This is a genomic window from Luteimonas sp. R10 (assembly GCF_045689605.1).
Taxonomy (GTDB): Bacteria; Pseudomonadota; Gammaproteobacteria; order Xanthomonadales; family Xanthomonadaceae; genus Luteimonas.
The window spans coordinates 2,837,389-2,861,916 of the sequence record NZ_CP141262.1; the positions used below are offsets into that span (position 1 = coordinate 2,837,389).

20 protein-coding genes are annotated in these 24,528 nt (G+C 68.2%); 9 read left to right on the top strand and 11 right to left on the bottom strand.

The window, feature by feature from the left end:
• The first annotated feature begins 73 nt into the window (after positions 1 to 73).
• From U3649_RS12465 to U3649_RS12480, 4 genes are all read left to right on the top strand, one after another.
• Positions 74 to 2,443, top strand: a complete 2,370-nt coding sequence (locus U3649_RS12465; protein ID WP_407351642.1) for a methyl-accepting chemotaxis protein — start codon at positions 74 to 76, stop codon at positions 2,441 to 2,443.
• A gap of 61 nt (positions 2,444 to 2,504) precedes the next feature.
• Entirely contained in the window at positions 2,505 to 3,368 is an 864-nt protein-coding gene (locus U3649_RS12470; RefSeq protein ID WP_407351643.1) for a CheR family methyltransferase, read from the top strand.
• Entirely contained in the window at positions 3,365 to 3,964 is a 600-nt protein-coding gene (gene cheD, locus U3649_RS12475; protein WP_407351644.1) for a chemoreceptor glutamine deamidase CheD, read from the top strand. The genes U3649_RS12470 and cheD overlap by 4 nt, the downstream gene beginning before the upstream one ends.
• Positions 3,961 to 5,031 (top strand): chemotaxis response regulator protein-glutamate methylesterase, encoded by a 1,071-nt coding sequence (locus U3649_RS12480; protein ID WP_407351645.1) that lies wholly within the window; start codon positions 3,961 to 3,963, stop codon positions 5,029 to 5,031. The genes cheD and U3649_RS12480 overlap by 4 nt, the downstream gene beginning before the upstream one ends.
• Before the next feature lie 14 nt (positions 5,032 to 5,045).
• Here the strand turns inward: U3649_RS12480 and U3649_RS12485 are convergent, their stop codons facing one another.
• Both U3649_RS12485 and U3649_RS12490 read right to left on the bottom strand, forming a co-directional pair.
• Positions 5,046 to 5,447, bottom strand: a complete 402-nt coding sequence (locus U3649_RS12485) for a type II toxin-antitoxin system VapC family toxin (RefSeq protein ID WP_407351646.1) — start codon at positions 5,445 to 5,447, stop codon at positions 5,046 to 5,048.
• Positions 5,448 to 5,477: 30 nt separating this feature from the next.
• Entirely contained in the window at positions 5,478 to 5,723 is a 246-nt protein-coding gene (locus U3649_RS12490; protein ID WP_149193514.1) for an AbrB/MazE/SpoVT family DNA-binding domain-containing protein, read from the bottom strand.
• 140 nt (positions 5,724 to 5,863) lie between these two features.
• Between U3649_RS12490 and acnA the strand changes: the two genes are divergently transcribed.
• The gene (gene acnA / locus U3649_RS12495) at positions 5,864 to 8,635 is read left to right on the top strand and encodes an aconitate hydratase AcnA (protein ID WP_407351647.1); all 2,772 of its coding nucleotides are present in this window, start codon (positions 5,864 to 5,866) and stop codon (positions 8,633 to 8,635) included.
• A gap of 266 nt (positions 8,636 to 8,901) precedes the next feature.
• On the opposite strand, the gene U3649_RS12500 is transcribed toward acnA, so the two are convergent.
• Positions 8,902 to 9,345, bottom strand: coding sequence for a nuclear transport factor 2 family protein (locus tag U3649_RS12500; protein WP_407351648.1), 444 nt, complete (start codon positions 9,343 to 9,345; stop codon positions 8,902 to 8,904).
• A 183-nt stretch (positions 9,346 to 9,528) separates the two neighbouring features.
• Between U3649_RS12500 and U3649_RS12505 the strand changes: the two genes are divergently transcribed.
• Both U3649_RS12505 and U3649_RS12510 read left to right on the top strand, forming a co-directional pair.
• Positions 9,529 to 11,205 carry a long-chain fatty acid--CoA ligase gene (locus U3649_RS12505; RefSeq protein ID WP_407351649.1) on the top strand — a complete coding sequence of 559 codons (1,677 nt, stop codon included), beginning with the start codon at positions 9,529 to 9,531 and terminating at the stop codon, positions 11,203 to 11,205.
• A gap of 254 nt (positions 11,206 to 11,459) precedes the next feature.
• On the top strand, positions 11,460 to 12,350 hold the full coding sequence (locus tag U3649_RS12510) for a crotonase/enoyl-CoA hydratase family protein (protein WP_407351650.1): 891 nt from the start codon (positions 11,460 to 11,462) through the stop codon (positions 12,348 to 12,350).
• Between the two features lie 57 nt (positions 12,351 to 12,407).
• On the opposite strand, the gene U3649_RS12515 is transcribed toward U3649_RS12510, so the two are convergent.
• The 6 genes from U3649_RS12515 to U3649_RS12540 all read right to left on the bottom strand — a co-directional run bounded on the left by U3649_RS12515 (position 12,408) and on the right by U3649_RS12540 (position 19,504).
• Positions 12,408 to 14,540, bottom strand: coding sequence for a response regulator (locus U3649_RS12515; protein WP_407351651.1), 2,133 nt, complete (start codon positions 14,538 to 14,540; stop codon positions 12,408 to 12,410).
• Between the two features lie 7 nt (positions 14,541 to 14,547).
• Positions 14,548 to 15,633 (bottom strand): HD domain-containing phosphohydrolase, encoded by a 1,086-nt coding sequence (locus tag U3649_RS12520; protein ID WP_407354612.1) that lies wholly within the window; start codon positions 15,631 to 15,633, stop codon positions 14,548 to 14,550.
• Between the two features lie 142 nt (positions 15,634 to 15,775).
• Positions 15,776 to 17,305 (bottom strand): lysine--tRNA ligase, encoded by a 1,530-nt coding sequence (gene lysS / locus U3649_RS12525; RefSeq protein WP_407351652.1) that lies wholly within the window; start codon positions 17,303 to 17,305, stop codon positions 15,776 to 15,778.
• 96 nt (positions 17,306 to 17,401) lie between these two features.
• Positions 17,402 to 18,530 (bottom strand): peptide chain release factor 2 gene (prfB, locus tag U3649_RS12530; protein WP_407351653.1). Its coding sequence is split into 2 segments (ribosomal slippage): positions 17,402 to 18,454 and positions 18,456 to 18,530, totalling 1,128 coding nucleotides; the frame shifts between segments, so codons are not numbered across the junction.
• Complete coding sequence (locus tag U3649_RS12535) at positions 18,453 to 18,617, bottom strand: hypothetical protein (RefSeq protein ID WP_407354683.1); 165 nt, start codon at positions 18,615 to 18,617, stop codon at positions 18,453 to 18,455. Before U3649_RS12535 ends, prfB begins: the two co-directional genes overlap by 78 nt.
• Positions 18,614 to 19,504 carry a LytTR family DNA-binding domain-containing protein gene (locus U3649_RS12540; RefSeq protein WP_407351654.1) on the bottom strand — a complete coding sequence of 297 codons (891 nt, stop codon included), beginning with the start codon at positions 19,502 to 19,504 and terminating at the stop codon, positions 18,614 to 18,616. Before U3649_RS12540 ends, U3649_RS12535 begins: the two co-directional genes overlap by 4 nt.
• A 154-nt stretch (positions 19,505 to 19,658) precedes the next feature.
• On the opposite strand from U3649_RS12540, the gene U3649_RS12545 reads away from it, so the two are divergent.
• A complete protein-coding gene (locus U3649_RS12545; RefSeq protein ID WP_407351655.1) occupies positions 19,659 to 20,864 on the top strand; it encodes an acyltransferase family protein in 1,206 nt (401 codons plus the stop codon).
• Positions 20,865 to 20,922: 58 nt separating this feature from the next.
• Entirely contained in the window at positions 20,923 to 21,690 is a 768-nt protein-coding gene (locus tag U3649_RS12550) for a M48 family metallopeptidase (RefSeq protein WP_407351656.1), read from the top strand.
• A 32-nt stretch (positions 21,691 to 21,722) separates the two neighbouring features.
• On the opposite strand, the gene recJ is transcribed toward U3649_RS12550, so the two are convergent.
• Positions 21,723 to 23,465, bottom strand: a complete 1,743-nt coding sequence (gene recJ, locus U3649_RS12555; protein ID WP_407351657.1) for a single-stranded-DNA-specific exonuclease RecJ — start codon at positions 23,463 to 23,465, stop codon at positions 21,723 to 21,725.
• Entirely contained in the window at positions 23,462 to 24,409 is a 948-nt protein-coding gene (locus U3649_RS12560) for a phosphoglycerate mutase (protein WP_407351658.1), read from the bottom strand. Before U3649_RS12560 ends, recJ begins: the two co-directional genes overlap by 4 nt.
• Positions 24,410 to 24,528 lie beyond the last annotated feature (119 nt).

The window sequence follows — 24,528 nt, forward strand, 5'->3', positions numbered from 1 at the left end:
TTCCGACTCTCATCGCCGGCCCGACGGAAGGGCCGGCAGCCTCAGGGACAGCACGAGAAAGGACAGACCACGCATGAACTGGATCAACAACCTCCGCCTCGCTCCAAGGCTGATGCTCGCCTTCGGTGTGCTGATTGCGCTGATGCTCGGCCAAGGCATCGCCGCCTATTCGGGCATGAATTCGCTCCAGGGCGAGACCGAACGCCTGGCCGGCCGGACCCTGCGCAGCGTGGCGACGGCCGCCGAGCTGCGCGCCCTGCTCGGCGAGTTCCGCAACACCTCCTACCGCGGCCTGCTGCGCGCCAGCGAGGCGGTCAAGCAGGATGCGCGGACCCGCGCGGCCGCGCTGGAGGCGGAGATCGCGCAGACCTCGGCGGCCTACGCGAAGCTCGGCAACGGTCCGGAAGCCGCCAAGGCGCTGGAGCAGTTCGACGCCGGCTGGATGGCGGCCCTGGAGTCGTATCGATCGGTCGACGAGATGGTCGACCTGGATCTGCCGGAGGATGCGCTGGACACCTTCCTCGGCGAAACCTCCCAGCTCCACAACCAGGCCACCGCGGCGGTCAACGCGCTGATCGCGATCAGCGACGCCCAGGCGGCCGCCGCCTCGCGCAGCGCCCAGGGCACCTATCGTGCGGCGACGGTCGTGATCCTGGTGATGCTGGCGGCAGGGATCGCCGGCGGCGCCGCGATCGCGTGGCTGTTCGCCCGCGCCCTCGCCGGCTCGGTGCGCGGAGCGGTGGTGGTGGCCAACGACGTCGCCGCGGGCAAGCTCGACAGCCGGATCGACAGCGGCCGCGCCGACGAGATCGGCGACCTGCTCAAGGCGATGCAGCGCATGCAGCAGGACCTGCGCGAGCGCAGCGAGCGCGACCAGGCGGTAGCGAGCGAGAACCTGCGCATCCGCACCGCGCTGGAGGCCTCTTCGACGGGGCTGTTCATCACCGATCCGGAGCTCAACATCGTCTACACCAATCCGGCTCTGCGAACGATGCTGGACGGCTATTCCGGAGACATCGCCGCGGCGCTGCCGGCGATCGACCCGTCCGAGCCGCTGATGGGCCAGCAGGTCACCGTGCTCGAGCACGGCGGGGTGCCCGATACGCAGTTCATCGCCCGGCTCGAACGCGACGGGACCGCCGAGCGGGAGATGAGGTACGGCCAGGCGAGTTTCGCGCAGAGCGTGTCGATGATCCGCAACGAGGCCGGCGAGAGCGTGGGCACCGTCTGCGAGTGGCGCGACCGCACCGGCGAGGCGCAGGTCGAGGAAGAGGTGGCGCGGATCGTCGCCGCCGCCGCGGCCGGCGACATGTCGCAGCGCATCGACACCGAGGCCAAGACCGGTTTCTTCCTGCAGCTGGCCGGGCAGCTCAACCAGCTGCTCGACGCCAACGCCGGCAGCCTCGACGAGGTATCGCGACTGCTGACCGCGCTGGCCGCCGGCGACCTGACCGTGCGCATGGAGGGCGAGTTCCACGGCGTGTTCGCGCGCATGCGCGACGACGCCAACGCCACGGCCGGACAGTTGACCGACATCATGTCGCGGATCAAGCGCGCGTCGGTCGCGATCAACACCGCCTCCACCGAGATCGCCTCCGGCAACTCCGACCTCTCGCGCCGCACCGAACAACAGGCCGCCAACCTCGAGGAGACCGCCGCCTCGATGGAGGAGCTGACCTCCACCGTCAAGCAGAACGCCGAACACGCCCGGCAGGCCAACCAGCTCGCCAACGGCGCCGCCTCGATCGCCTCCCAGGGCGGCGAGATCGTCGGCCAGGTGATCACCACCATGCGCGACATCGAGCATGCCTCGAAGAAGATCGCCGACATCATCTCGGTCATCGACGGCATCGCCTTCCAGACCAACATCCTGGCGCTCAACGCCGCCGTCGAGGCCGCCCGCGCCGGCGAACAGGGCCGCGGCTTCGCCGTGGTCGCCTCCGAGGTCCGCTCCCTCGCCCAGCGCTCGGCCGGCGCCGCCAAGGAGATCAAGGGCCTGATCGAGGACTCGGTCGCCAAGGTCGGCGACGGCTCGGCCCTGGTCAACCGCGCCGGCGAGACCATGGGCGAAATCGTCGCCTCGGTCCAGCGCGTGACCGACATCATGGGCGAGATCTCCGCCGCCTCCCAGGAGCAGGCCTCGGGCATCGAACAGGTCAACCAGACCATCGTCAGCATGGACGAGGCCACCCAGCAGAACGCCGCCCTGGTCGAGGAAGCCTCGGCATCGGCGCGCAGCATGGAACAACAGGCCGCACACCTGGCCGAGGTGGTGGCGGTGTTCAGCGTGCAGGAAGCCGCGGCACCCGCCTCCCCCGCACGCGCGAAACCCGCTCCCGGCGCGCCGGCGCGGCCCGACAGCCGCGTGACCCCGCTGCGTCGCGACAAACCGGCGCCTGCACGGGTGCCGGAGACCGCGGAAGCGGAGTGGCAGGAATTCTGATTCCCGCAAACCGCGGCGGCAATTCCGCCGCCGCGGCGCCTTCCCGCAGCGTGCGCCTCCCGTGTCCAGTCAATCCCCTCCCTCCCTGGCGTCGCGGACGCCGGAAGACCGCGAGTTCGAATTCGCCGACAGCGACTTCCGACGTGTCTGCGGGCTGATCCGCGACCGCGCCGGCATCGCCCTGGTGCCGGCCAAGCGCGACATGGTCTACGGCCGCCTGTCGCGGCGCCTGCGCGCGCTGGGGATTTCCAGCTTCCGCGAGTACCTGGACCGCCTCGAGCGCGACGGCGGCGCGGAGTGGGAAGCGTTCATCAATGCGCTGACCACCAACCTGACCTCGTTCTTTCGCGAACCTCACCACTTCGAGCGCCTGCGCGAGCAGCTCGGCACGCTGTGCCAACCGGCCAGACTGTGGACCTGCGCCGCTTCCACCGGGGAGGAGCCGTATTCGATGGCGATCGTCGCCTGCGAGGCCCACGGATCGCTGGCCCCGCCGGTACGCATCCTGGCGACCGACATCGACACCCAGGTGCTGGCCACGGCCGAGCGCGGCATCTACCCGCTCGATCGCATTTCCGGGCTCGACCTGGAGCTGCGCCAGCGCTACTTCCAGCGCGGCACCGGCGCCAGCAGCGGCCTCTGCCGGGTGCGACCGGCGCTGCGCAAGCTGATCGAGTTCCGGCCGCTCAACCTATTGGCGCCGCACTACGAGGTGGGCGCGCCGGTCGCGGCGCTGTTCTGCCGCAACGTGATGATCTATTTCGACAAGCCGACCCAGCGCACGGTCCTGGCCAAGCTTGTGCGGCACATGGCGCATGACGGCCTGCTCTACACCGGCCACTCCGAAAACTACCTGCACGCCGCCGACCTGATCCAGCCCTGCGGCCGCACCCTCTATCGCCGCACGCGGACGCTGGCGTCATGAGCGGCGTGGCGTTGCGAACCGACGAGGTGCTGCGCTACCACGACACCCGTTTCAAGGTGCCGGCGGCGAAGCTGCTCCCCACCCAGTACCTGGTGGTCGAGGATCCGACCGCGCTGGTCACCGTACTCGGCTCGTGCGTGGCCGCCTGTGTCCGCGACCCGGTGCTGCGCATCGGCGGGATGAACCATTTCATGCTGCCCGAGGGCACGGTCAGCGATGGCGCGCCGGCGCGCTACGGCAGCTATGCGATGGAGCTGCTGATCAACGAATTGCTCAAGCGCGGCGCCAGCCGCACGCGCCTGCAGGCAAAGGTCTTCGGTGGCGCCAACGTGCTGCAGGGTTTCGTCAACAATCCTGTCGGCACCCGCAATGCCGAGTTCGTGCGCAAGTACCTGCAGGCCGAACGCATTCCGGTCGTCGCATCCGACCTGCAGGGCATCCACCCGCGCAAGATCTGGTTCTTCCCGCATACCGGCAAGGTGATGGTGCAGCGGCTGCCGCACGCGCACGAGGCGGAGGTGGCTGCCACCGAGTCCGCGGTCCGGGCGCAGTTGTCACGGACACCACTCTGCGGTGGCGTGGAACTGTTCGGATGAGCGTGTCCGCCCGCTGCCGGGTGCTGATCATCGACGATTCGGCCCTGGTCCGGCAGTTGCTCACCGAAGTGCTTTCCCGCGACCGCGCCATCGAAGTGATCGGTACCGCCAGCGATCCGGTGATCGCGCGCGAGAAGATCAAGCGCCTGGACCCGGACGTGATCACGCTCGATGTCGAGATGCCGCGCATGGACGGCCTGGCATTCCTCGAGAACCTGATGCGGCTGCGGCCGACCCCGGTGGTCATGGTGTCCTCGTTGACCAGCCGCGGCGCCGCGACCACCCTGCAGGCGCTGTCCCTGGGCGCGGTGGATTTCGTGACCAAGCCGCAGATGGGCGTGGCGGACGGACTGGAACGGTATGCGGACGAGATCTGCGCCAAGGTCAAGGGCGCCGCACGTGCCCATGTGCGGGCATTGCAGCGTCCGGTGACCAGCGCCGTCCCCTCGGTAGCGGACGTTCCGGCGTTGCGCTTCCGCACCAGCAACCGCTTGATCGCGATCGGCGCCTCGGCCGGCGGTACGGAGGCGATCCGTGTCGTGCTCGAGCGGATGCCTGCCGATGCCCCCGCGATCGTGTTCACGCAACACATCCCGGCCGGCTTCAGCAAGCCCTTCGCCGAACGCCTCGACCGGCTTTCGGCGATGTCGGTGCGCCAGGCCGAGGACGGCGAAGCGATCCTGCCCGGCCACGTCTATCTGCCGCCCGGGGATCGCCACCTCGCCGTCGTCCGAGACGGCGCCCATTGGCGTTGCCGGAGCGATGCCGGACCACCGGTCAACCGTCACCGGCCCTCGGTGGACGTGCTGTTCCACTCGGTCGCACGCAGCGCCGGCCGCAACGCCATCGGCGTATTGCTGACCGGCATGGGCGACGACGGCGCCCGCGGGCTGCTGGAAATGCACCGGGTCGGCGCCGCCACCCTGGTCCAGGACGAGAACAGCAGCGTGGTCTGGGGCATGCCGGGCAGCGCATTCCGGCTCGGTGCCGCACAGCAGGTCCTGCCGCTGCACGGGATCGCTGCGCGCCTGCTCGAACTGGCCGCGCCGCAACCCGACGCCGCCTGAGCCGGGTCGCCCGCTCAGACCGACGGCACGATCAGTTTCAGGCCCTTGAAGTAGTCGCGGAAGAAACGTGCGTCACGGGTGATCAGCCCGTTGCACTGCAGCAGTGCGTGCGCGCCAATCAGGAAGTCCGGTACCGCGCGGGCGCGGCTGCCGCCACGCTGGCGATGCCGGCGCTGCATCTCGCCGGCGCGCAGCGCCGACTTCGCCTCCAGCGGATGGAAGCGGATGCTCATCTCCTCGAGCACCGACAGGGCCTCGGCGCCGTCCTTGAGCGCACTGCAGACCTCGGCCAGCACCACGTCGCAGACCACGACCGGCCCGCTGCCCAGGCACTGTCGCAGACACAGCTCCGCGGCGCCGGCATGGGGGCAGTCGGCCAGCAGGTCGACCAGCACAGGCGTGTCGATGGCGATCATCGGATCATCGGCTTGCCACGGTCGGTCGGATCAGGGGTCGAGCGGGTCGCCGGGAGCGCGCCCGCGGATCGTCTTCAGGGCGTCGTCGGTATCGGCGAACCCGTCGAGCCGGAACCGCCCGCGCGCGCGCGAGATGGCATCGTCGACACTCTTGCGCAGGATGATCCGGCCATTTTCCAGCTCGACCTTGAGGATCGTGCCCTTGCTCAAGCCCAGCGCATCGCGCACGGCTTTCGGCAGCGTGATCTGTCCACGTTCGGCAACGGTCGCTTCCATCGGGGCTCTCCGCGGCATAACCGGATATGCGGGAAGTCTACATACTTCATTCTTCATACTCAATCGGGCATACTTTCCCGTCACAACCCCCCGGCGACAATGCCCGGGCGCCCTGCCCCCAGCCACAGGAGCCTTCGCCCATGAGCGATTCCTTCGCCACCCGCAGCCAACTGCAGGTCAACGGCAAGTCCTACACGTACTCGAGCCTGCCCAAGCTCGGCGAGCGCTTCGACATCGCGCACCTGCCCTACTCGATGAAGATCCTGCTGGAGAACCTGCTGCGCCATGAAGACGGCGTGACGGTGGCCGCGGACCATATCGAGGCGGTGGCGCGATGGGACGCAAAGCACAAGCCAGACACCGAGATCGCCTTCATGCCGGCGCGCGTGGTGCTGCAGGACTTCACCGGTGTGCCCTGCGTAGTCGACTTGGCGGCGATGCGCGACGCGGTCACCCGGCTCGGCGGCCGCCCGGAGCAGATCAATCCGCAGATCCCGTCGGAGCTGGTCATCGACCACTCGATCCAGGTGGACGTGTTCGGCCGTGCCGACGCGCTCGACCTCAACGGCAAGATCGAGTTCGAGCGCAACAAGGAGCGCTACGGCTTCCTGCGCTGGGGCCAGAAGGCGTTCGAGAACTTCAAGGTGGTGCCGCCCAATACCGGCATCGTGCACCAGGTCAACCTGGAGAACCTGGCGCGCGTGGTGATGGCGCGCGAGCTGTCCGACGGCAACGGCGGCAGCGAGCTGTGGGCGTTCCCGGACACCGTGTTCGGCACCGACAGCCACACCACGATGATCAACGGCATCGGCGTGCTCGGCTGGGGCGTGGGCGGCATCGAGGCCGAGGCCGCGATGCTCGGCCAGCCGTCGTCGATGCTGATCCCGCAGGTGGTCGGTTTCAGGCTGAGCGGCAAGATGCCGGAGGGCGCCACCGCCACCGACCTGGTGCTCACCGTCACCCAGATGCTGCGCAAGCACGGCGTGGTCGGCAAGTTCGTCGAGTTCTACGGCGAAGGCCTGGCGCAACTGCCGCTGGCCGATCGCGCCACCATCGGCAACATGGCGCCCGAGTACGGCGCCACCTGCGGCATCTTCCCGGTCGATGCCGAGGCGTTGAGCTACCTGCGCCTGTCCGGCCGCAGCGAGGAACAGATCGCGCTGGTCGAGGCCTACGCCAGGGCGCAGGGGCTGTGGCACGAGCCGGGCCAACCGGAAGCGAGCTACTCGGCCACGCTCGAGCTGGACCTGGGCCAGGTGAAGCCGTCGCTGGCCGGTCCCAAGCGCCCGCAGGACCGGGTGCTGCTGGAGGACGTCAAGGCCAACTTCAACGAGAACCTGGGTCCGCTGGTGGCCAAGCGCAACGGCGAGCAGGGCTCGCAGGTCGCGAACTTCAAGGAGGAAGGCGGCGCCCAGCCGCAGGCCGGCGCGCTGGCCGCCAAGCCGGTCTCCAAGATCGTCCTCGACGACGGCGAGCACGAGCTGGCCGACGGTTCGGTGGTGATCGCGGCGATCACCTCCTGCACCAACACCTCCAACCCGGCGGTGATGCTCGGCGCCGGCCTGCTGGCACGCAACGCCGCCGCCAGGGGCCTCAAGGCCGCTCCCTGGGTCAAGACGTCACTCGGCCCGGGCTCGCTGGTGGTGACCGACTACCTGAAGAAGGCCGGCCTGCTCGACGAACTGGAGAAGCTCGGCTTCTATCTGGTCGGCTACGGCTGCACCACCTGCATCGGCAACTCCGGCCCGCTGCCCGAGGCGGTGTCCAAGGGCATCGCCGAGAACGACCTCGCCGTGGCCGCGGTGCTGTCCGGCAACCGCAACTTCGAGGGGCGCATCCACGCCGAGGTGAAGATGAACTATCTCGCCTCGCCGCCGCTGGTGGTGGCCTACGCGATCGCCGGCACGGTCGACATCGACCTCACCAACGAGCCGCTCGGCCACGACGCCGACGGCCAGCCGGTCTACCTGCGCGACATCTGGCCGAGCAACAAGGAGATCGGCGACACCATCGCGGCCACGGTCGGCCCGGAGCTGTTCGCGCAGAACTACGCCGACGTGTTCAAGGGCGACAATCGCTGGAACGCGATCGCCTCGCCCGAGGGCGACCTGTACGAGTGGGACGAAGCCTCGACCTACATCAAGAACCCGCCCTACTTCGACGGCATGACCATGGACGTGGGCGGCATCGAGGACGTGCGCGGCGCGCGCGTGCTCGGCCTGTTCGGCGATTCGATCACCACCGACCACATCTCGCCGGCCGGCAACATCAAGCAGGATTCGCCGGCGGGCAAGTTCCTGGTCTCGCGCGGCGTGCAGCCGGCCGACTTCAACAGCTACGGCTCGCGGCGCGGCAACGACGACGTGATGGTCCGCGGCACCTTCGCCAACATCCGCATCAAGAACCTGTTCTTCGGCGGCGAGGAAGGCGGCAACACCCTGTACTTCGGCAAAGAGCCGCCGGAGAAGATGCCGATCTACGACGCCGCCATGAAGTACCAGGCCGACGGCGTGCCGCTGGTGGTGTTCGCCGGCAAGGAATACGGCACCGGGTCCTCGCGCGACTGGGCCGCCAAGGGCACCAACCTGCTGGGCGTCAAGGCGGTGATCGCCGAGAGCTTCGAGCGCATACACCGCTCCAACCTGGTCGGCATGGGCGTGCTGCCGCTGCAGTTCCGCGACGGCGAGAACGCGCAGTCGCACGGGCTGGACGGTTCCGAGACGATCGACGTCATCGGTCTCGACGACGGCAGGGCCCGGACCGCCACCGTCGTCGCCCGCAAGGCGGGGGGCGAGGAGAAGCGCATCGAGGTCGACGTGCTGCTGCTGACGCCGAAGGAAGTGGAGTACTTCCGCCATGGCGGCCTGCTGCACTATGTCCTGCGCCAGCTGGCCGCGAAACAGAACGCCTGACCGACACGCCCCGTAGAGCGGAGCTCGCCCCGCTGCTCCCCGCTCCGGAGCCCGCGCCGCGCAGCCGAGCAAGCTCGGCTCTACGGCCGGTCGGCACGCCCCCACAAACGAGCCGACGACCGCGACCCCCGTAGAGCGGAGCTCGCTCCGCTGCTCCCGGCTCCGGAGCCTACGCTCGCGCAGCCGAGCAAGCTCGGCTCTACGGGCAGGATGGCACCCTGAACGATCGAAACGGCGGGCGATATCCGCCTTCGGGCATCCCCGGCCTACTCCCGTCCGCGCGTCCCAACCGGCGTCCAGCGGATGCTGGTCATGCGCCAGTCGCCATCGGCCAGGCGCCACCCGGTCTCGACCTGGTAGGCGCGGGCGGCATCCGGAAGCAGCCGCCCGGACCCGGCGGTCAATCCTGCGCTGAGGCGTACGGTCGCGCGCTCGCCGTGCAAGGTCACCTCACGCGGCCCCAGCGTCACGCCGACGGCGCTGTGACGCATGAAGTGGAGCGTCGCCAGGCGGCGGGCGGCGGCGCGGTCCATGCCTTGCGGGCCGATGAAATCGTCGGCCAGCCGCTGCTGCAGGGCACCCGCGTCGCGCGACTCGATGGCCGCCGCCAACTCGTCCACGGCTTCGCGCAACGCCTGCTCGGGCGGCGTCCTCGCGCAGCCGGCCGGACCGAGCGCGACCGCCGCGCACAGCCAGACGGCAAGCGCCAACGTCGCTCCCGGTTTGCGCGCGCATGCCTGCACCTCGTGTCCCTCCCCGTGTTCCACGGCAAGATTAGCGCGCCGCGAGCGCCGCCGCAGCCGCCTTGCCAGCCCCTAGAGCCTATGCTCCAATCCGGACACAACGCACACGGCGCATTGCAGGCGCCGGTCGCTATCAGGGAGGGGAACCGCATGACCATCGAACGTCCGTGGCTGCAGCACTATCCGGCTGGTGTTCCGTCGGAAATCGACGTCGACGAGTTCCCGTCGATCCCGGCCGTGCTGCAGGGCGCGATCGACAATTTCGGCGACCGCCCCGCCTTCTCCAACCTGGGCAAGACCCTCACCTACCGGGAGGTCGACACCCTCAGCCGCCAGTTCGCCGGCTACCTGCTGGGCGAGCTCAAGCTCAAGAAGGGCGACCGGGTGGCGATCATGATGCCCAACTGCCTGCAGTACCCGATCGCCACCTTCGGCATCCTGCGCGCCGGGCTGACCGTGGTCAACGTCAATCCGATGTACACGGTCCGCGAGCTCAAGCACCAGCTGGCCGACTCGGGCGTCAGCGCCATCCTGGTGCTCGACAACTTCGGCGACACGGTGCAGAAGGCGCTGGCCGAAACGCCGGTCCGCCAGGTGATCACCACCGGCCTGGGCGACATGCTCGGCTTTCCGAAGGGCGCGATCGTCAACTTCGTGCTGAAGTACGTCAAGAAGATGGTGCCCGACTACGACATCCCGGGCGCGACCCGGTTCCGCGACGCCCTGGCGCTCGGGCGGACGCAGCCGCTGCCCGAGGTCTCGATCACGGCGGACGACATCGCCTTCCTGCAGTACACCGGCGGCACCACGGGCGTCGCCAAGGGCGCGATGCTGACCCATCGCAACCTGGTCGCCAACATGCAGCAGGCCGCGGCCTGGATTGGCAACGACCTCGAGCCCGGCGGCGAAACCATCGTCACTGCGCTGCCGCTGTACCACATCTTCGCGCTGACGGCGAACGGCCTGGTGTTCATGAAGCTCGGGGGGCACAACCACCTGATCACCAATCCCCGCGACATGCCCGGCTTCGTGAAGGAACTGAAGGGGGTGAAGTTCACCGCCATCACCGGCGTCAACACCCTGTTCAACGGCCTGCTCAATACCCCCGGCTTCGACCAGATCGACTTCTCCCCGCTCAAGCTGACCCTCGGCGGCGGCATGGCGGTGCAACGCGCGGTGGCGGAGCGCTGGAAGCAGACCACCGGCGTGACGCTGGTCGAAGCCTACGGCCTGACCGAAACGTCGCCGGCCGCGTGCATCAACCCGATGACCCTGGCCGACTACAACGGATCGATCGGCCTGCCGGTGCCGTCGACCGACGCCTGCATCAAGGACGAGGACGGCAACATGCTGCCGACCGGCGAAGTCGGCGAACTGTGCATCAAGGGCCCCCAGGTGATGAAGGGCTACTGGCAGCGCCCGGAGGAAACCGCCAAGGCCATCGACGCCGACGGCTGGCTGCACACCGGCGACATGGCGAAGATGGACGAGAACGGCTTCTTCTACATCGTCGATCGCAAGAAGGACATGATCCTGGTCTCGGGTTTCAACGTGTACCCGAACGAGGTCGAGGACGTGATCGCGATGATGCCGGGCGTGCTGGAGGTGGCCGCGGTGGGCATTCCCGACGAGAAATCCGGCGAGGTGGTGAAGGTGGTGATCGTCAAGAAGGACCAAGGGCTCACTGCCGACCAGGTCAAGGCACACGCGCGCGAAAACCTCACCGGCTACAAACAGCCACGCGTCGTGGAGTTCCGCAAGGAACTGCCGAAGACCAACGTGGGCAAGATCCTGCGCCGGGAACTGCGGGATTCGCCCGCCGATTGACTCGTGGCTGGGTACGCCGCGATCGAACTTTGCCAAGGACGAGAGAACGGCTCGCCTTCCGGTTGAGCCGATCGTTGCTTGCCGGAAAAGGGGGCACGCGCTAGCCAAATAGTCGGCCCGCGCCTCCCTAGGCCGCGCCGGCGGCCCGCCACCTCCCCTGGGCGCTCTCTAGCACATCCGGAGCCGGGTGTATATTCAGCTTTCTCGCAAAGGCGAGAACCACCCCCACCTACGATCCAGCCCGGAGCCTTGCCATGTCTGTCCTCGAAAACGTCTCTTTCGGCCACGATGCATCGTTGATTCGCCACGTCTCCGACCCTGTCGGAAGCGTGGACTGGTGCTACATGCACTCGAATCCAGGAGATCTGTATCACCCTTGCTTCTCGGAGCGCCTGCTGCGTGAACTCAAACGTTGTCAGGAGAATATTCGGCGTTCGGTTGCATCCGAAGATCCCGCAGACGCCAGCATCCATCACCTAGTGCTTGCTTCCGATGCCGACGTGTTCAACCTCGGCGGCGACCTCGCACTGTTCTCGCGCATGATCCGCGCAGGAGATCGTTGCCGGATGCTCGAGTATGCGAAGCTCTGCATCGAGGTCGCGTTCAACCTCCATCGATTGTATGAAGACCGAGTACACAGCATTGCGGTGGTCCAGGGAGATGCCTTGGGTGGCGGGTTCGAAGCTGCGCTCTGCTGCCACACCATCATCGCGGAGGAAGATACCGGAATGGGTTTTCCGGAAGTCCTGTTCGATCTGTTCCCGGGGATGGGGGCATATACCTTTCTCACGCGGCGCGTCTCACCGGTGACAGCGGAACGGATGATGCTCAACGCGCGTGTTTATCCAGCCGAGGAGCTGCTCGAGATGGGTGTGATCGACCAGGTCGTGCCGAAGGGCGAGGGCTTGCGTGCCGCCAATGAGCTGGTACGCAAGCACAAGCGGATCGGCAACGCACTCCGGTCAATGAACGCCGTTCGGCAGGCTTGTCGTCCCGCCAGCCTCGAAGAGCTGTTGTCGGTGACCAGCGAGTGGGTCGACGCAGCCATGCGCCTCAGCGACCGCGGTCTGCGCACAATGGATCGCCTGATCAGGGCGCAGCAGCGCCGGGCGGATCAGGATTCGGCCGTTGCTATGGCGCGCTAGGAAGAGGGGATCTTGACGCGTCCGTTCCGGAAGCTTCCGGAACGGACGATACCTTGATCATTCGAGGGTATCACGGCCGCTGTTGGGGGAAACCTGCTGTCCGGACAGGCGGGTTACTTCCCGCCTGCTCTGCTCGGCCACGCTCGCGAATTGGGTCGACATCTCGGAGACGATCCTGGCATGCTCCCGTGACAAGCTTCCGCTGGTTGCCCCCATCACCTGCTGGCATCGCTCCGCAAGCGCTTTCGCTCCGAGATTCTCGCTTACGCCCTTGAGCGCATGGGCCGCATCCCGGAAAGCTTCCCAATTCCGGTCCGCTGCGCTAGTTTTCAACTGATTCATGCATTCGTCGGCATCTCTAATGCACTGACCGACGAATTTGGCGAGAAAACCATCGCCCAGGCCCATAGCGGCAAGTTCCTCCAGAACGTCCGGATTGGTGACCGCCCGCAGGTTCTCTTCGGCGAACCGCATCCCTTGCAGTTTGCGCGGGTCGCCCTGAAGTCCGGCGATGGTTTCCAGCAACTTGGTGACCATGACGGGCTTGGTCAGGAACGCCTGCGCTCCCGCTTCCGTCGCTTGGCGCGCCGCTTCGAGCGTCGCATCGGCACTGAGGACGATGATCGGGGTACGCTTCGATCCAGCTTGCATGAATCGAAGCTGCCTGATGACGTCGATCCCGCTGAGATTCGGCATGTGCATGTCGATCACCGCCAGGTCGACATTGCCTGACTCCAGGATATCGAGGGCCAGCTCGCCATCGTTTGCGGATTGCACCTTGTGGCCTGCGCGCTCGAGAATCCTGGTCAGGACCGCTCGGTTGGCGTACTGGTCGTCTGCGATCAGTACCCTGAGACTCGACACGCGGGCCTTGTGGCGGACGAAGGGATCGTCGAACGCTACGATATTGCTGTCGTTGCGGGGGCTCCGCGCCCCCTCAGCGAAGGGAATGTCGACCCAGAAATGGCTGCCGCCGCCGGGGTTGTCCTCCAGCCCGATTTCACCCTGCAGCAGCTGCGCGAACGTCTTGGCGATCGTGGTTCCCAGGCCGGTACCGCCGAACCTTCGGGTCGGGCCAGAATCCACTTGCTCGAAAGCGCCGAATATCCGCTGCTTGTGATCGTCTGGCACGCCGATGCCGGTATCCCGTACCGAGAACCGAAGGCGCGCCTGATCGCCGCCCGTGGCGCGGCCTAGCAGATGCACGCTCACGGACACCGAACCATGCTCTGTGAATTTAACCGCGTTGTGGGAGAGGTTAACGAGGATCTGCGTGAGATAGGCGCCATCGCCATAAAGGCTGGTGGGAACATCGGGATCAATGGAAACCGAGAGCTTGAGCCCCTTCGCTTCGGCCTGCGGCTGCATCATCTGCGCCAGCCGGCGAATCACCTCACGCAGGTCGAAATCGGCGTCCTTGCGCTTGAGCTTTCCGGATTCGATGGCGGAGATGTCGAGCACGTCCTCGACCATCAACAGCAGTGACTGGGCGGACGCGTGGATAACATCCGAGTATTCGCGCTGTTCGGTCGAAAGCTTGCTGCTGCGCATCAACTCGGACATTCCGATGATCCCGTTCAGTGGCGAACGAAACTCATGGCTCATGCTGGCGAGGAACCTGGATTTGGCCTCGTTTGCACGCTTTGCCTCCTCGGTCGCCCGATGCAAGCTCGTCAGCAGAGAGGACAGATATCCTGGAATGGCCACCAGCCCGACCCACAATCCGCCGGCGAGATACGGCTGGTTACGCCAGAACGGGTTGATCACGATGACCACTAGAAATGCAACAGCAGCCAAGGCGGAGGCCGCATAGAGATAACGCGTGCCGAAACGCAGGCCGTTGCCGATCGTGACCCACATGATAATGACGTAAAGCGGCGACAGAGCTGGCGCATTGAGCGACATCAGCATCGCCAGCGTGGTGTAGTCGGTAATCATGCCGAAGACACGTCGCAGATCGGACCTGCCCGGGTTTTTCAGGATCGCTGCCATTATCAGCAGCGCGACCACGGATTCGGCTGCCATGACCGCAATCATCGTGTTGACCTGAGTCGCGCCTTCGACGGTCCGCAAGACGGCTAGGTAGAGCAGGATCAAGCTGGCAATGGTCAGCCTCACCATCGCCTGGCCATGTTCGCTGTCCGGTCGGCCGGTGAGGCGGGTCTTGGTCCATTCAACCAGAGTGCTCATGGGACGCTCACTGCAGGTCTTGGCGGGCGGAGGTCCCGTCGAAACGACGGGAAATCTCCTCCAGCTTGCCCTTGTTCTTCATCAGCGCATCGACGCAGCGCGGATCGAACAGCTTGCCGCTGTTCTCGCCGATGTAGTCCAGCGCCTCGTCGATCGTCCAGGCCCGCTTGTAGGGGCGCAGTGAAATCAGCGCGTCGAACACGTCGGCGACGGCCACGATCCGCGCCTCGACCGGGATCGCCTCGCCGACCAGCCCGTCGGGATAGCCGCTGCCGTCGTAGCGCTCCTGGTGCCGCAGCCCGATCGTGGCGCTGAGCTGGATGAAGCGGTTCTGGCTGCCGCTGAGCAGGTCGTAGCCGATCTGCGGATGCTTGCGCATCAACGCGGTCTCCTCCTCGTTGAGCGGGCCGGACTTCATCAGCAGGGCATCGGGGATGGCGATTTTGCCGATGTCGTGCAGTGGCGCGGCCAGCTCGATCATCCGCACCTCGTCCTCGAACAGCCCCATCTCGTCGGCGATCATGCCGGCGATGTGGGCCACCCGCTCGAGGTTGGCGCTGGTGCCGGCGTCGCGGTAGGCAATGGCGCGCGCCAGGCGGGTCAGGGTCTCGCGCTCGCGCTCCTCGACTTCGTGCATGCTCGACAGCAACCGCTGCTCCAGCGACAACGCGCGCTGCTTCACCGATTCCGAGTGCTGGCGCAGCTGCAGCAGGTTGCGGCAGCGGGCGCGCAGCTCGCGCGGGCGGATCGGCTTGACCAGGAAGTCGATCACGCCGGCGTCGAGCGCCGCCTGTCGCACCGGCTCGTCGCCCACCACCGTGACCAGCACGATCGGCACGTCGCGGTGCAGCAGCGGACGCCGGAAGCGGCGGGCGAACTCGAGTCCGTCGATACCCGGCATCCGGTAGTCGAGCAGCAGCAGGTCCGGGCGGTTGTCATGGCACCACTGCAGGGCTACCTGCGGGTCGCCGAAGTCGAGGACCGCGAGTTCCGGACTGATGTCCTCGAGGATGTGCCGCAGCATGGTGCGCGCGGATGTCTGGTCGTCGACGATGACGATATTCACATCGCAGTCTCGTTGGCCGGAACCGATCCCCCCGGACGGTTCTGGATAGTTGCCGGTCTCGGGGGTGGCAAGCAAGTCCCATGCCTCAAAAGTCCGCGTGAAATCTGGGCAGTCCCTCCTCTTGAAACGGAAACCGCCGTGCCGTTGCGACAGCAGTTGACCGGCAAGGTCACACTTTGCCCTGCTCGCCCGGCTCCGGGCGCATGTACGGGAACAACAATACATCGCGGATCGAGGCCGAATCGGTGAACAGCATCACCAACCGGTCGATTCCCACCCCCAGGCCGCCGGTCGGCGGCATGCCGACCTCCAGCGCCCGGACGTAATCGGCATCGTAGTGCATGGCCTCGTCGTCGCCGCCGGCCTTGGCCGCCGCCTGGGCGCGGAACCGCGCCGCCTGGTCCTCGGGATCGTTCAGCTCCGAGAAGCCGTTGGCCAGCTCCTTGCCGCCCACGAACAGCTCGAAGCGGTCGGTGATGCCGGCGTCGGTATCGGACTCGCGGGCCAACGGCGAGACCTCGACCGGGTAATGGGTGATGAAGGTCGGTTGCACCAGCCCCGCCTCGACCGTCTTCTCGAAGATCTCCAGCAGCAGCTTGCCCCAGCCCCAGGAGGGCATGAGCGGGATCCGCAGCCGCTCGCAGTGCCGCGCCAGGGCGTCGCGATCGCGGCAGTCGGCCACGGAGATGCCAGGATTGAGTTCGCGCACCGCCTCCTCGAGCCTCCAGCGCCGGAACGCCGGCGCCAGGTCGATGGCATGGCCTTCCCATTGCAGCGCGGTGGTGCCGAGGGTCTCCTGCGCCACATCGCGGATCATGGTCTCGGTCAGGTCCATCACCTCGCCGTAGCCGACATAGGCCTCGTAGAGCTCGAGCATGGTGAACTCGGGGTTGTGCCGGGTCGAGACGCCCTCGTTGCGGAAGTTGCGGTTGATCTCGTAGACGCGCTCGAACCCTCCCACCACCAGCCGCTTGAGGTAGAGCTCCGGCGCCACCCGCAGGTACAGCTCCAGGTCGAGGGCGTTGTGATGGGTGACGAACGGGCGCGCGACGGCGCCGCCGACGATGTAGTGCATCATCGGCGTCTCGACCTCGAGGAAGCGGCGCGCGTCCAGCCAGCGCCGGATCGCGGCGATGATGCGCGAGCGCTTGACGAACACCTCGCGCGCCTCCGGAGTGACGATGAGGTCGACGTAGCGCTGGCGGTAGCGCTGCTCGACGTCGGCCAGCCCGTGCCACTTGTCGGGCAGCGGCCGCAGAGACTTGGTCAACAGCCGCAACGCGTCGACCTTGATCGACAGTTCGCCGGTCCGGGTCCGCATCAGCGTGCCTTCGGCCGCGACGATGTCGCCGACGTCCCAGCCCTTGAACGCGTCGTAGCGCTCGCCCAGCGTGGCCGCCTGCAGGAACAGCTGGATGCGCCCGCTGACGTCCTGGATCTGCGCGAAAGCGGCCTTGCCCATCACCCGCTTGGCCAGCAGGCGGCCGGCCAGGGCGACGCGGCGCCCGGTCGCTTCCAGGGCTTCGCCGGTCCATTGCTCCGCGTCGGCGAACTCGGCCTGCAGGTCGCCGGCGTGGTCGGCGCGGCGGAAGTCGTTGGGGAACGCCACGCCTTGCCCGCGCAAGGCCCTGAGTTTGCCGCGGCGCTCGGTGATCAGGGCATTGTCGTCGGCGGGGGGCTGCTGGCTGTGATCAGGCATAGGGAGCGGATCTGTGGGAGCGACGGAAGTCGCGACTGTGGTCAAGGCATCCGGGCGCGACTTCCGTCGCTCCCACATGGCCGGGAAAACGGAGGATTACACCGCGTCGGCGCGTTTGGAACCCGCTTCCAGGCCGGACTTCAGGCTGGCCTCCACGAACTCGTCCAGGTCGCCGTCGAGCACCTTCTGGGTGTCGCTGCGCTCGATGCCGGTGCGCAGGTCCTTGATCCGGCTCTGGTCGAGCACGTAGTTGCGGATCTGGCTGCCCCAGCCGATGTCGGACTTGGTGGCCTCCACCGCGTCGCGCTCGGCGTTGCGCTTCTGCACTTCCAGCTCGTACAGCTTGGCCGCCAGCATCTTCATCGCGGTGTCGCGGTTGGCGTGCTGGCTGCGGCCGGTCTGGCACGCCACCACGATGCCGGTCGGCACGTGGGTGATGCGCACCGCGGACTCGGTCTTGTTGACGTGCTGGCCGCCGGCGCCCGAGGAACGGTACACGTCGGTCCTGAGGTCGGCGGGATTGATGTCGATGTCGATGTCGTCGTCGACCTCGGGCGAGACGAACACCGAGGTGAAGCTGGTATGGCGGCGGTTGTCCGAGTCGAACGGCGATTTGCGCACCAGCCGGTGCACGCCGGTCTCGGTCTTCAGCCAGCCGTAGGCGAAATCGCCCTCGATCCGCACCGTGGCCGACTTGATGCCCGCGACCTCGCCGCCGCTGACCTCCATCAGCTCGGTCTTCCAGCCGCGCGACTCCGCCCAGCGCAGGTACATGCGCAGCAGCATCTCGGCCCAGTCCTGCGCCTCGGTACCGCCGGCGCCGGCCTGGATGTCGACGAACGCGGCGGCCGAATCCATCTTGCCGGAGAACATCCGCTGGAACTCGAGCTTGTCGACGCCGTCGGCGTAGCGCTCGACGTCGTCGACCACCGCCTGCGCGGTGTCCTCGTCGCCCTCGGCCTCGGCCAGGTCGAGCAGTTCGCCGGCGCCGGCCAGTCCTTCCCGCAGCTGGCTGAGGCCGTTGACGGTCTTGTCCAGCAACGAGCGTTCGCGACCCAGGGTCTGGGCGCGTTCCGGATCGTTCCAGACGTTGGGATCCTCGAGCTCGCGCTCTACCTCTTCCAGACGCTCACGCTTGGCGTCGTAGTCAAAGATACCCCCTCAGCGCATCCAGCCGGCCCTGCAGGTCGGCGATGCGCTGGCGGACGGGATTGAGTTCGATCATGGCTGCATCATGGAGATGAAGGCCGGATAGTCTAGCAATCCCGGCGGGGTTTTCCGCATTCGGGTCGCCGGCCACGCGGGTCGTCACCGGTTGCGCAGCGCCTCGCGGTAGCGGCGGCTGCATGGAACGATATCGCCGGTGCGCATGCGGACCCGCGCGTCGCCGCTGTCCAGCGGCTCGATCGAGTCCACCTGGTCGAGATTGACGATGTAGCTGCGGTGGATGCGGGCGAACCGGGCCGGGTCCAGCTTCGACTCGATCCCGGAGAGGGTGCTGCGCAGCGGATAGTCGTGTCCCCGCATCCGCAGGTTGACGTAGTTGCCCGAGGCCTGCAGCCACTCGATGTCGCCGGCGGCGACTAGGAACTCGCGGCCGAGCTTGCGCACCAGGAAGCGCTCCGGCCGATCGCCCTGCCCCGCCCGTTCGTCGGGAATGCCGGGATCGGGGGTGGCGAGCAGCCGCACCTCGCCCTGGAACCTGCGCCAGAGCCAGCTGTAGCTGTGGGCAAGGAATACGATCAGGGCGAACGTGCGGGCGTCCTTCAGGTACTCGTAAGGCAGCTCGCGCGCCCAATCGAAATCGTAGCGCTCTCCCATCGCCACGTAGACGGCCATGCGCAGCAGTACCATGCCCGCGACGTGCAGCAGCGACCAGAGCAGGCTGGCGACGAGATAGGCAGGCAGGCGCCGGCGCCAGGTATCGGCATGCAGAGGCCAGCGTTCGCAGAACCACAGCAGCGGCGGCAGAAGCAGCAGCGACACCAGTGCGCTGCTGCCCTCCCAGGTCGCCGGCTTCCAGGCCTCGAGCACCTGTCCGTAGCGTTCGGCGTCGATCAGGGTGACGGCCGTATTGGCCACGGCGCTGATGCCGAACACCAGCACCCACAGGATGATCTCGAACGGGCGGCGCCAGGAAAGGTGCCGGCTCCAGAAATCCCTTGGCCGGTCGGCATCGTCCATTGGGGCTTCTGTCATTTGCGCATTGTAGTCCCGCGCCTCGCGGCCCGCCCTGCGGTTCGTCCCTGCCCTCCGCGGTTCGTCCCCGCAGGGCGTCGCCGCGCCACATTCGGCTGGCGGCCGGCCGTCGCCGCGCGAAAACTCCAGGCATCCACCGCTCCCGGTCCATCCCATGCCGCGCCGCCACGACATCGACGCCCTGCGCGTGTTCGCGTTCGCCCTGCTGATCCTTTACCACGTCGGCATGGTCTACGTCACCGAGTGGGGATATCACGTCAAGAGCCTCCACCAGGCCGAATGGCTGCAGTGGCCGATGATCGCCTTGAACCGCTGGCGGATGCCGCTGCTGTTCGCGATTTCCGGCATGGCGCTCGGCCTGGCCATGGTCTCGCGCCCGGCCTCGCGGCTCTGCCTGTCGCGCAGCCGGCGGCTGCTGCTGCCGCTGGCGTTCGGCATGCTGGCGATCGTCCCGGTCCAGGCCTACTGCGAGGCGCTGGCCAATGGCGCGATCGCTCCCGGCTTCGGCGGTTTCCTGTGGCGCTACCTGCAGCTGCGGCCGTGGCCCGACGGAGGCTGGAGCGGCGCCGGCTACGGCGTCACCTGGAACCATCTCTGGTATCTCGCCTACGTCTGGATCTACAGCATGGCGCTGCTCCTGCTCGCACCGGCGATGGGCAGCGGCGGCTGGCGGCGGCTCCATGGCCGGCTGTTCCGGCAACGCCGCGTATGGTGGGTACTGCTGCCGGTGGCCTGGCTCTTCTCCTGCTCGTGGTGGCTGCAGCCGCGGTTCCCGGAAACCCATGCGCTATTCGGCGACTGGTACGCACATGCGAAGTACTTCGCGTTCTTTCTGGCCGGCTGGGTCGTCGCGCGCGAACAGCGGTTCTGGAGCGGCGTGCAGGCGATGCGCGGCCGGATGCTGGCGCTCGCGCTGACGGCGATCGCGCTCGAGCTGTCGCTGCGGGCGGCCGGGCGCTACCTGCCGCCCGGCGACATTCCCGCCTTCGCGCTGCATGTGGACTGGGGCATGATCGAACGCTTCGCCCGCGCCCTGTATTCGTGGACTGCGCTGCTGGCGATCTTCGGCTGGAGCCATGCGCTGCTGAATCGGCCGTTTCGCTGGCTGCCCTACGCCAGCGAGGCGGTCTACCCGTGGTACGTCCTGCACCAGAGCTTGATTGTGCCGCTGGCATTCGCCCTCGCGCCGATGCGGCTGGGACCGATACTGGAACCGCTGGCGGTTCTCGCCGGGACCGTCGCGGGCTGCCTGTGGCTGCATGAGTTCGTGATCCGCAGAACCGCCCTGCTGCGTCCGCTGTTCGGGCTGGCGCCGGCATCGCGCAAGTCGGTCATGAACACGACACGGGCGCAGGTATGATGCTTCGCGGTTCCGTTGCATCCGGACGGGGCCTCTATCCATTACAAGGAGCAATCTCATGCGGAGCAAGCATTCCATCCCGGCCTCTTCCCTTCTCCCGTTCGCCGGCCTGCTGTTGACCGGCCTGTTCGCGGCCGGTAGCGCCGCGGCCATCGACCTGGGCGGAAAACTGGGTGCGGGGCTGAAGGCGGGCAAGGCGTTGACGCTGTCCGACCAGGAAGTCATCGCCTCGGCCGAACAGGCCTGCGCGCACATGGACGCGAGCAATCCGGTGGCGGCGCAGGACGACCCCGACGCCGTGCGCCTGGCGCGCATCACCGAGGGGCTGGCGAACGAAGACGGCCTGTCGCTGGATTTCAAGGTGTACAAGACCGACGACGTCAACGCCTGGGCGATGGCCAACGGCTGCGTGCGGGTGTACTCGGGGCTGATGGAGGTCGCCTCGGACGACGAGATCCGCGGCGTGATCGGCCATGAGATCGGCCACGTCAAGCTGGGCCACACCAAGAGCAAGATGCGCACGGCGCTGCTTTCCTCCAGCGCGCGCGAAGGCCTCTCGGTCGCAGGTGGTTCGCAGGTGAGCGCGCTCGCGTCGGGCCGGATCGGGGAACTCGCCGAGGGCGTCGTCAACGCGCAGTTCTCGCAGAAGGAGGAAGGCGCCGCCGACGAGTACGGCTATGGATTCATGGTGCGGCACCAGTACGATCCCAGCGCGATGGTGACCATGTTCCGCAAGCTCTCCAGCGAGGGTGGACTGATGTCCTCCCACCCCGGTTCGGAAGCGCGCGCCAGGCGCATCGAGGGGATGATCGCCAAGGGCCGTTGAGCCCATGCGGCCGGCGCCGCGGGAACGACCCGTCAGGCGCCGGCCGTCTCGCGATGCTCCACGATCAGCTGGATCGCCTGCCCGCCGCGATAGTCGTCGGCGGCGAGACGATAGGCCAGGCGCACGCGCTGCGGTGGTTCGCCTCCGGTGGCATCCGCGCCGCCGAACTGGATCGCGCCGAGCGGCTCGCGCCGGTCCGGGCTGCGCAGCCGCAGTTTCAGATGCCGCTCGCCGACGATCCGCCAGTCCAGCACCTCGAACTCGCCGTCGAACAGCGGCTCCGGAAACCCCTGCCCCCAGGGACCGCCATCGCGCAGCGCCTCGGCATGGAAGCGGTCGAACTCGTGCGGCAGCAGCTCGCCGTCGCTGTCGAGCACCGCCTGCAGCACCGAGGCGTCGAGGCAGGCCGCGGCGTGGGCGCAGAACGCATGCTCGAAGGCCGCGAAGCGCCCGGCGTCGAGGCCGAGGCCGGCGGCCATTGCATGACCGCCGAACTTGTCCATCAGCCCCGGATTTGCGGCATCCAGCGCGGCCAGCGCATCGCGGACGTGGAAGCCCGGGATCGAACGCGCCGAACCGCGCAGGCTGGCGCTGCCCGGTTCCGCCGGCGCGAACGCGACCACCGGCCGGTGCAGGCGCTCCTTCAGCTTCGAGGCGACCAGGCCGATCACGCCCGGGTGCCAGTCCGGATCGAACAGGCACAGCGCCGCGGGCGACGCGGCGGTGATGTCCGCCGGCACGCGGCGCGCGATCGCGGCCTCGGCCTCGTCCACCATCGTCTGCTGCACGCCGCGGCGTTCGGCATTGATCCCGTCGAGCCGCCGCGCCAGTTCCGCGGCGTGGGCACCGTCATCGCACAGCAGGCACTCGATCCCCAACGCCATGTCCTCCAGCCGTCCGGCGGCGTTGAGCCTGGGCGCCACCGTGAAGCCGATGTCGGCCGCCGTCAGCCGCGCCGCCTGCCGTCCCGACACGTCGATCAACGCGCGCAGCCCCGGGCAGCCCTGCCCGGCGCGCAGGCGCTGCAGCCCGGCGGCGACCAGCGCACGATTGTTGGCATCCAGCGGCACCAGGTCGGCGACGGTGCCGACCGCGACCAGGTCGAGCAGCGTGCGCAGGTCCGGATCGGCGCCGGTCAGCGCGCCGCGCGTCCGCAGCAGCCCCCGCAGCGCCAGCAGCACGTAGAAGATCACGCCGACGCCGGCCAGGCACTTGCTGGGGAAGCCGTCGCCGGCGAGGTTCGGATCGACGATCACGTCCGCCGGCGGCAGCCGCTCGCCCGGCAGGTGGTGGTCGGTGACCAGCACCCGCCAGCCACGCGCCTTGGCCGCCGCCACGCCGGCATGGCAGGCGATGCCGTGGTCGACGGTGAGCAGCAGTTCCGAACCCAGCGCCGCGAGTTCGTCCACCAGCGCCGGCGACAGGCCATAACCGTGGATCACGCGATTCGGCACCGCCGGCAGCACGTCCCGCGCACCGAGCATGCGCAGGCCGCGCACCGCCACCGCGCAGGCGGTGGCGCCGTCGCAGTCGAAGTCGCCGACCACCACGATCCGGCGGCAGTCGCCGATGGCGTCGGCGAGCAGCGCCGCCGCATCGGCGATGCCGGTGAGCGTGTCCGGCGGCAGCAGCCGGGACAATCGCGGCTGCGCAAGCGCGCCGTCGACGATGCCGCGGGCGGCGTAGATGCGGCGCAGCAGCGGCGGCACGTGCCCGGGCCAGTCGCCGGCGACCGCGGCAGCGGCGCGGCGACGGATGCGGCGCACCGGGGTCATCGCGCCAGGGTGGCCTGCGGGCGGCGCCAGAGCCGCCAGCGCTGGCCGCGCGCGACGTGGTAGGCACTGCCGTCCTCCAGGTCCAGCCGCAGTGACGCCAGGCGTCCCGCCTGCATCGCCTGCAGCGCCGGCGCGAGCCAGTCCTGCGCGAACAGCCTCAGGTCGCGCAGCGGGCGCAGGTCGACCAGGGTGTCGACATCGGGCGCGGCGAAGCGTACCTCCGACGGCTGCACGCGCAGGCCGGCGGCGGCGGCCAGCGCGCGCAGCGATTCCTCTTCGCCGGTAACGGCGGCGAAGTCGCTGCGCACGTGGTCCGGCAGTACGCCGGCGCCCCAGAACCACAGCGAATTCACCGGCGCCAGGCCGCGCTCGACGCGCCGCGCGTTCCACGGGTGGTTGTGCAGCAGGATCTGGGCCTCGTTGAGCAGCGTGCGCCAGCGCCTGCCCGCGGCGCCTTCGGCCAGGTGCTCGAACAGGTCGGCGCCGAGCGCCTCCGAAGGTGCCGTGAATTCCGGCAACCCGGCCTGCGGCGGCAGGCGCAGGTACCAGCGCGCGGGCACCGGCGCGTCGATCGGGAAGCCGGCGTCGCCGAACAGCGGCTTCAGCGCCGGCAGCAGCGCCGCGGCATCCGCCTCGCCCAGCGCCAGCGCCTCGCCGCTGGCGAGCAGGCGCGCACCGTTGATGTCGGGCCGGACGTACGCCGGGTCCGCGCGCAGCCACGCCGAGCCGGCGGCGTCGCCGGCGTCCAGCTGCCGGCTCAGCGCGGCGATCGGCCAGTGCCGCGGCAGCAGTTCGAAATGGCGCAACAGCTGGGGGCGGTGCCCCGGCTCCCCGTCCTGCAGGCGATCGGCCCGGCCCAGCGCGCGCGCGCCGGCCTCGTCCAGCCGCTGCGCGCCGAACCGCTCGGCGGCGGGCAGCAAGAACACGACCTGCGCGGCACCCATCAGGCGCGCACCCCCGGGAAAAAGGCATCCGCCACGGATCGACGCGGATGAACGCGGATCGGGAGAACCGGGCGGAACCTCGCCGGCGCGAGACCCGGATAGGCGCTATCGGCGTTCAT